Genomic DNA, 12,423 nt, shown 5'->3' on the forward strand with positions numbered 1-12,423 from the left:
ATCAGGCGTTGCACCGGGGTCGCCAGCGGGTACTCGGTGTCGGTGGCGTTGAAGCCTTCGAGCAGTTGCCGACGTTCATCGGCCACCAGCAAGCCCAGGTTGCCCAGCAGCTGCGCGGCGTCGGCGCAGAAACCATCGAGCAACTGCACCAGATGGCGCGCCAGCATCGCCACCGCCGCATCGTCGAACTGGCCACGGTCGAAGCTCAGGTGCAACTCCAGCCCGCTGCCCTGCCCCACGGCCAGGGTGAGCGGATAGTGGGTGTGCTCACGCTGCTCCAGACCTTGGAAGCGCACCTCGCCACCGGCCTGACGCAGCGCATCGGCCACCGGGTAGTTGTCGAATACCACCAAGGTGTCGAACAGCGCATCGCCGCCCTGGCCATGCCAGCGCTGCACCTCGGCCAGCGGCGTGTATTCGTGCTCGCGCAGATCAAGGTTGAGTGTCTGTACCTGCTGCAACCACTCGGCCACAGTCTGGGTAGCGCCGGGGCTGGCGATCACCGGCAGGGTATTGATGAACAGGCCGATCTGACGCTCGATACCGGGCAGTTGCGCTGGGCGGCCTGCCATGGTGGCGCCGAAACACACGCAAGGCTGCCCGGTGTAACGCTGCAACAGCAGCAGCCAGGCGGCCTGGATCACGCTATTGAGGGTGACCTTGTGCCCACGCGCGAACGTATCCAGGCGTTGCAACGCCGTAGCCGACAGGCGTTGGTAGTGATCGCCGAAACCTTCGCCGCCAGCCGCCCGAGGCAGTGCCAGCGCCAACCGGGTGGGGCTGTCCAGCGCTGCCAGCCGGGCACGCCAGAAGGTCTCGCTGGCGGTGCTGCCCTTGGCCTGTAGCCAGCCGATGTAGTCACGCAGGCGCCCTGGGCCAGTATCGACCGTCTGGCCCTGGTAGCGTTGCAGCACCTCGCCCAGCAACTGGGCATTGCTCCAGCCGTCCATGAGCACGTGATGGTGGGTATACACCAGCTGGCACAGCGTATCGCTCAGGCGCACCAGCACGACCCGCAACAGCCCAGGCTGGCGCAGGTCGAAGCCACGCTGGCGCTCCGCTTCGGCCAGTGCCTGGACGGCCGTCTCGGCGTCTTCGCGGTCGCGCCAGTCGAGGTAGGTGAACGGCAACTCGACCTGGCGCTGTACCGCCTGCAACGGCTGGGTCAGGGTAGCGTCCCAGATGAAGCCGCTGCGCAGGATATCGTGGGCATCCACGCTGGCCTGCCACGCCGCGCGCAAGCGCTCGGCCTCCACGCCTTCGACCTGCACGCTGAGCTGATTGATGTAGCTGCCGCTGTCAGGCGCGAGCAGGCTGTGGAACAGCATGCCCTGCTGCATCGGCGACAGGCCGTAGAGGTCCTCGACCTCGGCCAGCGGCAAGCCCAAGGCGTCGAGCCCGGCCTGGTCGATGCCGGCCAGCGGAAAGTCCGACGGCGTGGCCTGCGGCGCCGGCAACGCACAACAATGGGCAACCAGCGCATGCAGACGGCTGCGCACGCCTTCGAGCAGCCCGGCAATCGTCGCCTCTTGGTACATCTGCGTACTGAAACCGAACTGCAAGCTCAGCTCGCCGCCATACACCTGCCCTTCCACCGTCAGCCAGTTCGCCAGTGGCGCGTCGGCATCCTGGGCCGCGCCGCTGCGCTCGGTGGCCGGCTCCCACAGGGCGCGCTCGTCGAACTGCTGGTCGAACTGCCCCAGGTAGTTGAAGGTGATGCGTGGCGAGCGCTGCCCGGCCAGCGCCTGACGCTGCTCGACGCTGCCCAACTGGCGCAGCAGGCCGTGGCCCAGACCTTTGTGCGGCACGCCGCGCAATTGTTCCTTGATGGTCTTGAGCGCAGCGCCGGGTTCGGCGCAGGGCGTCAGGCGCACCGGGAACAGCGTGGTGAACCAGCCCACAGTGCGCGACAGGTCGATATCCTCGAACACCTCTTCGCGGCCATGGCCTTCGAGCTGCACCAGTACCTCGGCTTGGCCGCTCCAGTCGGCCACGGCCTGGGCCAGGGCCGTCAGCAGCAGGTCGTTGACCTGGGTGCGGTAGGCCGCTGGCGCCTGTTGCAGCAACTGGCGGGTGAAGGCCGCATCGAAACGGGTTTGCAATGTGCAGGCATGGCGGTTGCTGGCCTGGCCTTCGGGATTGTCGCAAGGCAACTCGCCAGCCACGGTCTGTGCGCACCAGTAATCGAGTTCTTCTGCGTGACGCTCGGCCAGCGCCGGCAGGCGCGCGGTCCAGGCCTGCCAGGCGCTGGTCTTGGCCGGCAAAGGCTGCTGCTGGTAGGCCTGCTGCAGGTCTTCGAGCAGCACCCGCCAGGACACGCCATCGACCACCAGATGATGGATCACCAACAGCAGGCGCTGGCTGCCATCCGCCAGTTGCGCCAGCACCGCACGCAGCAACGGGCCCGCCGTCAGGTCCAGGCTGCACTGGGCCGCCTGGCACAGCTCGGCCAGCGCTTCGGCGCTCGCCACGGCATGCTCGCTGAACACCTGTTGAGCATCAGCATGCCAGGCCTGCCATTGGCCCTGGTGCTGGCTGAAGTGCAGGCGCAGGGCATCGTGCTGGCGCAGCAGTTGCGCCAGCGCAGCGCCCAGGCGTTCGCCATCCAGAGGCTGGCGCGGGGTCAGCAGCAGCGACTGGTTCCAGTGGCTACGCACCGGCATGGCCTGCTCGAAGAACTGCAACTGGATCGCGCTGAGCTGCGCCTGGCCCTGTACTTGCCCCTGTTCGGCCTGCACCGCCAGCGCATGCCCGGCCGCCGCGGCGAGGCTGCGCACGGTCTGGTACCGGAACAGGTCGCGCGGGCTGAACTGCAAGCCCTCGCGGCGCGCGCGGCTGACCACCTGGATGGCGATGATCGAGTCACCGCCCAGCTCGAAGAAGTTATCGTCGATACCGACCTGGGCCAACCCCAATACCTCGGCCCAGACCTGCGCCAGCAGGCGCTGGTGGTCATCGAGCGGCGCTGCATACGCTTCGCGCGGCGCGGCCTCGGGCTGCGGCAGGGCCTTGCGGTCGAGCTTGCCGTTAGGCGTCAGCGGCAGGCTGGGTAATGCAATCAGGTGGGTCGGCAGCATGAACTCAGGCAGCGCCTGTAGCAGCCAGTCCTTGAGCGCCTGCTGCCAACCCTCGCCCTGTTGCGTGAGCACCAGGTAGCCCACCAGTCGCTTGCCATCGAGCGCCAGCACCACCGCCTCACGCACGCTCGGGTGCTGGGCCAGGCGCGCTTCGATCTCGCCCAGCTCGATGCGCAGGCCACGAATTTTCACCTGATGGTCGAAGCGCCCAAGGTATTCGATGACCCCATCGACACGCTGGCGCACGCGGTCGCCAGTGCGGTACAGGCGTTCACCCGCGCTGAACGGGTCAGCGACGAAACGCTCGGCAGTCAGGCCGGGGCGACGGTGGTAGCCACGGGCCAGGCCAATACCGCCCAGGTACAACTCGCCAGAGACCCCGGGCGCGACCGGCTCAAGCCCTGCGTCGAGCACGTAGGTGCGCAGGTTGGCGATGGGCTGGCCAATCGGCACGCTGTCGCGGCCTTCGTCGCGGCAGGTCCAGTGGGTGACGTCGATGGCCGCCTCGGTGGGACCGTATAAGTTGTACAGGCCGGCAGCTGGCAGCCGGGCGAACACGTGCTGCTGGGCGTCCACCGGCAGCGCCTCGCCGCTGCACACCACCCGGCGCAGGCTGCTGCAAGCTTCGACGCCCGGTTCATGGATAAAGGCCTGGAGCATCGACGGCACGAAATGCAGGGTGCTCACCTGATAGCGCTGGATGCTCGCGATCAGCCGCGCCGGCTCACGGTGCTCGCCGGGTGCGGCCACCGCCAGGCGCGCGCCACTGATCAGCGGCCAGAAGAACTCCCACACCGACACATCGAAGCTGAACGGGGTCTTCTGCAACACGGTGTCGCTGGCATCGAGCTGATAGGCCTGCTGCATCCAGCAAAGGCGGTTGGTCAATGCGCGGTGGCTGTTGCCAGCCCCCTTGGGGCGCCCGGTGGAGCCAGAGGTGTAGATCACGTAGGCCAGTTGCGCCGGATCCACCGCCAGCGCCAGCGGCGTGGTGGGCTGCGCGCCCAGGTCCAGGGTATCGAGGGCGACGCAGCGCACCTGGTCCGGTAGTGGCAGGCTGGCCAGCAGCGCCTGTTGCGTCAGCAGAAGGTCGATGCCGCTGTCCTCGACCATATAAGCCAGGCGCTCGGCCGGGTACTCCGGGTCCAGCGGCACATAGGCGGCGCCGGCCTTGAGGATGCCGAGCAGGCCAACGACCATCTCTACGCTGCGTTGCACGCTGATACCCACCAGCTGGTCATTGCCGACGCCCTGGGCCCGAAGGTAATGGGCCAGGCGGTTGGCCTGGGACTCCAGCTCGGCGTAGCTCAGGCGCTGGTCGCCAAACACCAGCGCCTCGGCGTCGGGGGTGCGCCGGGCCTGATCTTCGATCAACTGGTGCACGGCGCGCTGCAACGGGTAGTCGGTGGCGGTAGCGTTCCAGTCGTGCAGGACACGCTGCAAGGTGCCGTCATCGAGCATCGGCAGTTGCCACAAAGCACGCTGCGGCTGCTGTACCAGCGCGGCCAGCAAGGTTTGCCAGTGAGCGGCCATGCGCTCGATGGTGGCGGCGTCGAACAGGTCGCTGGCATAGGTGAAGGCAGCATGCAGCACGCCGCCCTTTTCATAGGTGTCCAGGCTCAGGTCGAACTGGGTGGTGCGGCTGCGCCAGTCCAGGGACGACAACGCCAGGCCCGAGGCCAGGGTCACGGCGGTCAGGTCGGTCACTTCGGGCTGGTGGTTGTACATCACCTGGAACAGCGGCGCGTGGGCCAGGCTGCGCTCGACCTTGAGCGCATCGACCAGGCGCTCGAACGGCAGATCCTGATGGGCCTGGGCGCCGAGCACGGTCTGGCGTACGGCTTGCAGGTAGGCCAGGCCATCCTGATGCGTATCCGGCTGCACGCGCAGCACCTGGGTGTTGACGAACAAGCCGATCAGGCCTTCGACCTCGCTGCGGTTGCGATTGGCCACGGGGCTGCCGATGCGCAGGTCGGCCTGGCCGGTGTGACGCTGCAACAGCAGGCCGAAACCACCCAGCAGGAGCATGAACAGGGTCAACTCGTGCTGACGGGCAAACCCGCGCAGTTGCTCGGCCAGCACTGTGTCCACGGCAAATTCCAGGCGCCTGCCACGAAAGCTCGGGGTCGCCGGACGCGGATGGTCCAGCGGCAGTTCCAGCACTGGCTGCTCATCGCCCAAGGTGGCTTGCCAGTAGGCCAGCTGACGCTCCAGCTCGCCCGCCTCCAGCCAGCGGCGCTGCCACAGGGCGTAGTCGACATACTGGATCGGCAGGGCCGGCAACTGCGGCAGCTGGCCTGCGGCGAACGCGTCATAGCAGCGGCTGAACTCGTCGATCAGCACGTTCATCGACCAACCGTCGGAAACGATATGGTGCAGGGTCAGCAGCAGCACATGCTCCTGCTCGGCCAGCTTGAGCAAACGGATGCGCAGCAGCGGGCCGTGCTCCAGGTCGAACGGACGCAGCGACTCGGCCTCGACTTCGGCGCGCACCTGCGCTTCACGCTCACTGGCTGGCAGGTCGCGCAGGTCAACCCGCTGCACCTGCGGCGGCGCCGGGCGATGCACCTGGGCCAGACGCTGGTCGTCCTGCTGCTGGAACACGCAGGCCAACGCCTGATGGCGCTCGATCAGACGGGCGAATGCCTGTTCCAACGCGGCGTCGTCCAACGCGCCCTTGAGTCGCACCGCTCCGGGCAGGTTGTAGGCCGCGCCCTGCGGGTCGAGCTGCCAGAGCACCCACATGCGCTGCTGGGCGAAGGATGGCGCCAAGCGGTCGTCGGCCACTACCCCGGCAGGGATCGGGAACTGGGAAAAGTCGATGCCCTCCCTGGCCAGGCTTTCAAGGAACACGCGGCGCTTTTCCAGCGGCAGTTCGATGAAACGGCGGGCCAGTTGCAGGGACTTTTCGGCATTCATCAGGTTGCTTCCGTACAGGTGGGGTACCACGGGCAGTGCCCGGCTATCCCTACGAAACGGATACAACCTGAAAAAAGTTAATGGCTCGCGCCGCAGCCAGACCGGCGCCGGGCGAGCCTTGAAACATTTTCTTTCATTTGACCTGACAGGTTTCTCATTCTCATCCGTCCTATTAAGTGCAGCCTTCACGGTTGAGCCGCGCCTCGACCGCACTTTTCATGCAGAAGACCGACCGATGGCCCGACACGCGAAAAAGAAATCCAACTCAAAACTGTGGTTCCTGGTACACAGCTGGCTCGCCCTGCCGATCTGGTTCTTCGTCCTGATCGTATGCTTCACCGGCATGCTCGCGGTGGTCAGCCAGGAAATCGTCTGGCTGGCCAACCCGGACGTGCGTGCCAGCCAGCCCGACGACGCCCATGCCGAGCGCCTGAGCTTCCAGCAGGTGCTCGACGCCATGCACAAGGCCAAGCCGGAGTTGGCCGTGAAGTTTCTCAGCCAGCCCGACGGCTCGCACTTTGCCCTGAACGCCTCGGTGACGCGCCCCGATGGCACCACCGCGCTGCTCTACGTAAACCCCTACACCGGCGCGATTCAGGGCCAGCGCCCGGACTTCGACTTCGAAGCCTTCACCCGCGCCCTGCATGGCTGGTGGCTGGTGCCGTTCACCCAGGGCTACAGCTGGGGCTGGTACTTGGTGTCGCTGCTCGGACTACCGATGCTGGCTTCGCTGGTGACTGGACTTGTGGTGTACAAGAAATTCTGGCGCGGGTTCTTCAAGCCAGTGCGCACCGGGCACGGCGCACGGATTTTCTGGGGTGACCTGCACCGCCTGGCCGGGGTGTGGTCGATCTGGTTCATCGCGGTGATCTCGATCACCGGCACCTGGTTCCTGATCCAGGCGATCCTGGGCGATAACCATGTGACCATTTCCAGCGAGCCGATCGTGCCGGTGATCGCCCGCGAGCAGGTGCCACAAACGCCCGACGGCAGCCCGGCGCCGCGCATCGACCTGGACGAGGCCGCACGGATCGCCACCCAGACCATCCCAGGCCTGGACATCAGCTTCATTTCGCTACCGGCCACCGCCTACAGCCACATCAGCATGGGCGGGCGCGGCTGGTATCCGCTGATGTTCCAGACCGCCGAGGTCAATCCCTACACGCGCAACGTCGATAGTCAGTTCCTGCTGGGCGACCGCTCCACCCTGGAGTTCGTCACCGAGTCGATGCGCCCGCTACACACCGGCGACTTCGGCGGCCTGGCGATCAAGCTGATCTGGTTCTTCTTCGGCCTGGTGCTGACGCTGATGGTGCTCAGCGGCCTGTTGATCTGGACCAAGCGCACTGCCCAGGCCACCGCCGCCGCCCTCAAGCGCAGCGAGCGCCCGGCGCGGGTGAAGCCGCACCGTGAAACCACCGTGGAGGCCCAGCCATGAGCCAGGCGAATACCCTGCCGCAAGGCGGCCTCAAGCAGTGGTGGCTGAAATGGCGCTTCCACCTGAACATCCTGCTGATCCTCATCCCGCTGGGATTCATGCCCAAGTACTTCGCCGACGCCAGCCTGTTCCGAGGCGACAGTGGCCTGGGCGCCAACATCGTCAAGGACATTCAGGTCGGGCGCTGGCACCTGGATCTGGCCGAGCTGCGCGACGAGCCACCGCGCGCCGACGGCCCGGCGGGCGACTTCAAGACCTTCAACGCCGCCCTGTGCGCCACCTGCACCGAAGGCGTCAAGGCCATCTACCTGCGCATCGGCAAGCCACGCAGCCTGCGCGCCGCCGGCACGATCTTCTTCGGTGCACCGGCACGCATGGTCACCAACCTGCCGATCCCTCCGCGCACCCGCCCGGATGCCGACATCTGGATCACCGTCGAGGGCTGGGACGGCAAGCTGTATCAAGCCTCGGTGCCACTGGCCAAGGCATCCCCGGCCACTGCGGCTTGGCTCGAAAAACAAGGAGGCAACAAATGAAACACCTGATGCGCAGGCTCGCCCTGCCCCTGACGCTGCTGGCCGCGCCCCCGGTGCTGGCCCACAATCCGATGTGCGATTGCACCGAAAGCGGCGATCAGATCACCTGCAAGGGCGGCTTCTCCGACGGCAGCGGCGCACCGGGGGTGACCTTGGATGTGATCGGCTATGACGAGCAGGTGCTGATGGCCAGCAAGCTGGGCGATGACTCCACGTTCACCTTCAAGCGCCCGGACGGCGAGTTCTACGTGTTGTTCGATGCAGGCCCAGGCCACGTCGTCGAAGTGGATCATGCCGACATCGGTGCGCCATGAGCCGCGCACAGATCGTGCGCCCGGCCGGTGCCGGGCATGAAACCCTCTATGTGCTGCTGAGCGCCCTGCTGATCGTGGTGCTGGCGGCAAGCGTGGTCGCGCTGCGCGGTGAGCGCGAGGACGAACAGTCCGTCGAAGCCCACCAGCTCGACGCCCGGCGCGACCTCAACGCCGCCGAGCAGGGCATCCATACCGACCTGTGGGTGGCGGCGGACGAGGTCCGCGTACTGCGCGAAGAAAGCGGCGCCATGCCCTCCGCCGAGGCCCTGGCCGAGGACGGCCTGCCACCCTTCGTGAACGACGCCAGCAGCCAGGCCCGTGGCCGCCACCAATGGTCGCAACTGGGCGGCAATGCCTACCTGGGACGCAGCCGGGACGTCGGCATCGCCGGCAGCTTCCTGCTGATCGTGCCCCAGGCCGCCGACGCCCAGCCCGATGTCTGGCTGCGCCGCGACAGCGCTGCGCTCGCGCCCGACGCCCTCGACGCGAATACCCTGATCGCCGCCGGCTGGCAGCAGATCGCCACCCATTTCGATGCCGGGGTTACCCGCCAGCACCGTCACTGACTTCAAGGACCCGCCCATGCTCCGCTTCGCCCGCACCCTGGCGCTGCTGTTGGCCGCCACCCTGCCCGCCCTGGGTTTCGCCGACAACGGCAAGCCACTGCGCATCGGCATCACCCTGCACCCCTACTACAGCTACGTGAGCAACATCGTCGGCGACAAGGCCGAGGTGGTGCCGCTGATCCCGGCAGGCTTCAACCCCCACGCCTACGAACCGCGCGCCGAGGACATCAAGCGCATCGGCACACTGGACGTGATCGTGCTCAACGGCGTGGGCCACGACGACTTCGCCGACCGCATGATCGCCGCCAGCGAAAAACCTGATATCAAGACCATCGAATCGAACAGCAATGTCCCCCTACTGGCCGCCACCGGCATCGCTGCGCGCGGCGCCGGCAAGGTGGTCAATCCGCACACCTTCCTGTCGATCAGCGCCACCATCGCCCAGGTCAACAACATCGCCCGCGAGCTGGGCAAGCTCGACCCGGATAACGCCAAGTTCTACCAAACCAATGCCCGTGCCTACGCCAAACGCCTGCGTGCCCTGCGCGCCGAGGCCCTGGCCCAGGTCACCGAAGCCCCCGGCACGACCTTGCGCGTGGCCACCATCCACGCCGCCTACGACTACCTGGTACGTGACTTCGGCCTGGAAGTGACCGCCGTGGTGGAGCCGGCCCACGGCATCGAACCCAGCCCTGCGCAGTTGAAAAAGACCATCGACCAGCTCAAGGCACTGGATGTGAAGGTGATCTTCTCGGAAATGGACTTCCCCTCGGCGTATGTCCAGACCATCCAGCGCGAATCGGGGGTGCGTCTGTATCCGCTGACGCATATCTCCTACGGCGAATACACCCAGGACAAGTACGAGGTGGAAATGAAGCGCAACCTCGACACCGTGGTGCGGGCCATCCAGGAGAACCGCGCGTGACCGCCGCAGCCCACCTGAGCGCCGCCTACGGCCCACGCATCGCGTTCGAGGGCATCGACCTGACCCTGGGCCGCACGCGCATCCTCGAGAACGTACGCTTCGACGTCGCCCCCGGCAGCGTGCATGCGATCGTCGGGCCCAACGGTGGTGGCAAAAGTTCGCTGATCAAGACCCTGCTTGGGCAGATGCCACACCAGGGCCAACTGACCCTGCACTGGCCCGGCGCGCGCGAAGTGATTGGCTACGTACCCCAGGCGTTGGAATTCGACCGTGGCCTGCCGATGACCGTGGACGACTTCATGGCCGCCATGTGCCAGCGGCGCCCGGCGTTTCTCGGCCTGTCGCGGCGGGTACGCCCGGACATCGACTCGGCCTTGGCCCGGGTCGGCATGCTCGAAAAGCGCAAGCGCCGCATGGGCGCGCTGTCTGGCGGTGAACGCCAGCGCGTGCTGCTGGCCCAGGGGCTGATCCCCGAGCCGCAATTGCTGGTGCTGGACGAGCCGATGTCGGCCCTCGACGAAGCGGGCATCCAGGTGTTCGAGCAACTGCTGCACGGCTGGCGCCTGGCCGGCACCACGGTGCTGTGGATCGAGCACGACCTGGAAGCGGTGCTGCGCCTGGCCGACCGGGTCACCGGCCTGAACCGCCAGGTGCTGTTCGATGCCCCGCCCGCCCAGGCCCTGACCCCCGAGCGCCTGCTCGGGCTGTTTTCCGTCCACCCACGCAGCGAGAGCCTTGCCTGATGAATTACGACGCTTTCCGCGAGATGCTCCAGCAGTGGGCCAGCGCAGGTTACCTGCCCGAGGCGCTGGCCTACGGGTTCGTGGTCAATGCCCTGCTCGCCGGGTTGATGATCGGCCCGGTGCTGGGTGGGCTCGGCACGCTGGTGGTGGTCAAGCGCTTTGCCTTCTTTTCCGAGGCGGTCGGCCACGCCGCGCTGACCGGCGTGGCCATTGGCATCCTGCTCGGTGAACCGTACACCGGCCCCTACGGCAGCCTGTTTGGCTACTGCCTGCTGTTCGGCATCCTGCTCAATTTTCTGCGCAACCGCACCGGGCTTTCGCCGGATACGCTGATCGGGGTGTTCCTCTCGGTGTCCCTGGCGCTGGGCGCCAGCCTGCTGCTGATGCTGGCCGGCAAGATCAACGTGCACATTCTGGAGAACGTGCTGTTCGGCTCGGTGCTGACGGTCAGCGGCCAGGACCTTATGGTGCTGGGGATCGTCGCGACGCTGGTACTGGCGCTGGCCGTGCCACTGTACAACCGCATCATGCTGGCCAGTTTCAACCCGCAACTGGCGGCAGTGCGCGGGGTGGCGGTGAAAACCCTGGACTACTTGTTCGTCGTGCTGGTGACCCTGGTGACGGTGGCCGCAGTGAAGGTGATCGGGGCGATTCTGGTCGGCGCCCTGCTGGTGATCCCCGCTGCCGCCGCGCGCCTGGTAAGCCAGTCGCTCAAGGGGTTTTTCTTCGTGTCGGTGCTGATCGCCACCCTGAGCACCCTGCTCGGCATCCTGCTGCCGATCGTCCTCGACCTACCGGTGCCCTCGGGCGCGGCGATCATCCTGGTCGCCGGGATCTGCTTCGCCCTCGCCGCCCTGGCCCGCGCCCTCGTTCCACGCCTGCAAGGAAACCCGGCATGACCCCGATGCTCAAACGCCTCACCCTCGCCGTCGCCCTGGCCGGCCTGCCGGCCCTGAGCCTGGCCGCGCAGCCCGCTGCCAAGCCCGCCAACGTCCAGGTCCTGACTACCCTGCCACTGACCCACAGCCTGGCGGCCGCGCTGCTACAAGGCACCGCGGTGCAACTGACCCGCGCGGCACCGGCCGAGTTGCCGGCCAGTCGCCAGCCGTCGTACTTCAGCGGACGCGGTGGGCCCAGCCTGCACAAGGCCGCGCTCAAGGCCGACGCGGTGATTGGCGTGCGCTCGATCTGGCGCGACGACCCGCTCTACCCCCTGGCCCGACGCAGCAATATACGCATTGTCGAGATCGACGCCGCGCGCCCGGTGGACGGCGCCCTGCCCGGTATCGCGGTCACCGGTGACGAGGCGTTCGGTGCCTACCCGTGGCTCAACCCGACCAACCTGGGGCGCATGGCCGATGTGCTGGCCAACGACCTGGAACGCCTGTCGCCTGCGGAAAAACCCAAGATCCAGGCCAACCTTGCCGCCCTCAAACGGCAGATGCTGGAGCTGACCGCCAGCAGCCAGGCGCAGCTGGCCGAGGTGGACAACCTCAGCGTGGTCAGCTTGTCCGAACGTCTGGGGTATCTGGCCAGCGGGTTGAACCTGGATCTGGTCGAACAGCCCCTGCCAGCCGACGACAAGTGGGACGACGCGGCGCTCAAGGCGCTGACCGACAACCTCAAGCAGCAGGATGTGGCGTTGGTGCTGCATCACCGCCAGCCCGACCCGAAGGTAGCCGCAGCCATCCAGGCCAGCGGCGCCAGGTTGCTGGTGGTCGACGCCGATGCTCAGGATGCCGTGGCCGGGCTCAAGGCCAGCGTCGAACAGGTAGTCGAAGCGTTGGCGAAGGGCTGATCGCAACCCCTTGTAGTAACGGTCTTGCTCAGTAATTGAAAACTGGCGCGCCCCCTGTGGGAGCGGCTTTGAACTGGTCAAGCAATTTTGGACACCGGTTAAGGTTC

At 66.7% G+C, this 12,423-nt stretch carries 9 protein-coding genes; 8 read left to right on the forward strand and 1 reads right to left on the reverse strand.

The features are described from left to right. Positions 1-5,996 (reverse strand): non-ribosomal peptide synthetase (locus FEM01_RS23750; RefSeq protein WP_138221857.1); only part of this gene is annotated, 5,996 nt, incomplete at its 3' end. Between the two features lie 235 nt (positions 5,997-6,231). Here FEM01_RS23750 and FEM01_RS23755 point away from each other — a divergent pair. From FEM01_RS23755 to FEM01_RS23790, 8 genes are read left to right on the forward strand one after another with little or no spacing between them, the layout of a single operon-like run. Continuing rightward, the gene (locus tag FEM01_RS23755; RefSeq protein WP_138221858.1) at positions 6,232-7,434 is read left to right on the forward strand and encodes a PepSY-associated TM helix domain-containing protein; all 1,203 of its coding nucleotides are present in this window, start codon (positions 6,232-6,234) and stop codon (positions 7,432-7,434) included. Beyond that, positions 7,431-7,970, forward strand: a complete 540-nt coding sequence (locus tag FEM01_RS23760; RefSeq protein ID WP_138221859.1) for a thiamine pyrophosphate-binding protein — start codon at positions 7,431-7,433, stop codon at positions 7,968-7,970. The genes FEM01_RS23755 and FEM01_RS23760 overlap by 4 nt, the downstream gene beginning before the upstream one ends. Beyond that, a complete protein-coding gene (locus tag FEM01_RS23765; RefSeq protein WP_138221860.1) occupies positions 7,967-8,284 on the forward strand; it encodes a hypothetical protein in 318 nt (105 codons plus the stop codon). The genes FEM01_RS23760 and FEM01_RS23765 overlap by 4 nt, the downstream gene beginning before the upstream one ends. Beyond that, positions 8,281-8,850, forward strand: a complete 570-nt coding sequence (locus FEM01_RS23770; RefSeq protein ID WP_138221861.1) for a DUF6162 family protein — start codon at positions 8,281-8,283, stop codon at positions 8,848-8,850. The genes FEM01_RS23765 and FEM01_RS23770 overlap by 4 nt, the downstream gene beginning before the upstream one ends. Positions 8,851-8,866: 16 nt before the next feature. Beyond that, positions 8,867-9,775, forward strand: a complete 909-nt coding sequence (locus tag FEM01_RS23775; RefSeq protein ID WP_138221862.1) for a metal ABC transporter substrate-binding protein — start codon at positions 8,867-8,869, stop codon at positions 9,773-9,775. Next, positions 9,772-10,518 (forward strand): metal ABC transporter ATP-binding protein, encoded by a 747-nt coding sequence (locus FEM01_RS23780; RefSeq protein WP_138221863.1) that lies wholly within the window; start codon positions 9,772-9,774, stop codon positions 10,516-10,518. The genes FEM01_RS23775 and FEM01_RS23780 overlap by 4 nt, the downstream gene beginning before the upstream one ends. Then, on the forward strand, positions 10,518-11,417 hold the full coding sequence (locus FEM01_RS23785; protein WP_138221864.1) for a metal ABC transporter permease: 900 nt from the start codon (positions 10,518-10,520) through the stop codon (positions 11,415-11,417). Before FEM01_RS23780 ends, FEM01_RS23785 begins: the two co-directional genes overlap by 1 nt. A gap of 5 nt (positions 11,418-11,422) precedes the next feature. Then, on the forward strand, positions 11,423-12,316 hold the full coding sequence (locus FEM01_RS23790) for a metal ABC transporter substrate-binding protein (RefSeq protein WP_431188623.1): 894 nt from the start codon (positions 11,423-11,425) through the stop codon (positions 12,314-12,316). Positions 12,317-12,423: the final 107 nt, after the last annotated feature.

It is taken from the genome of Pseudomonas mosselii (assembly GCF_005796105.1).
GTDB lineage: Bacteria > Pseudomonadota > Gammaproteobacteria > Pseudomonadales > Pseudomonadaceae > Aquipseudomonas > Aquipseudomonas mosselii_C.

What these genes read in the sequence shown, in the direction of transcription:
- FEM01_RS23790 (WP_431188623.1), top strand. Translation starts at nt 11,423, where the DNA reads ATGCTCAAACGCCTCACCCTCGCCGTCGCCCTGGCCGGCCTGCCGGCC.
- FEM01_RS23770 (WP_138221861.1), top strand. Translation starts at nt 8,281, where the DNA reads ATGAGCCGCGCACAGATCGTGCGCCCGGCCGGTGCCGGGCATGAAACC.
- FEM01_RS23785 (WP_138221864.1), top strand. Translation starts at nt 10,518, where the DNA reads ATGAATTACGACGCTTTCCGCGAGATGCTCCAGCAGTGGGCCAGCGCA.
- FEM01_RS23755 (WP_138221858.1), top strand. Translation starts at nt 6,232, where the DNA reads ATGGCCCGACACGCGAAAAAGAAATCCAACTCAAAACTGTGGTTCCTG.
- FEM01_RS23760 (WP_138221859.1), top strand. Translation starts at nt 7,431, where the DNA reads ATGAGCCAGGCGAATACCCTGCCGCAAGGCGGCCTCAAGCAGTGGTGG.
- FEM01_RS23765 (WP_138221860.1), top strand. Translation starts at nt 7,967, where the DNA reads ATGAAACACCTGATGCGCAGGCTCGCCCTGCCCCTGACGCTGCTGGCC.
- FEM01_RS23775 (WP_138221862.1), top strand. Translation starts at nt 8,867, where the DNA reads ATGCTCCGCTTCGCCCGCACCCTGGCGCTGCTGTTGGCCGCCACCCTG.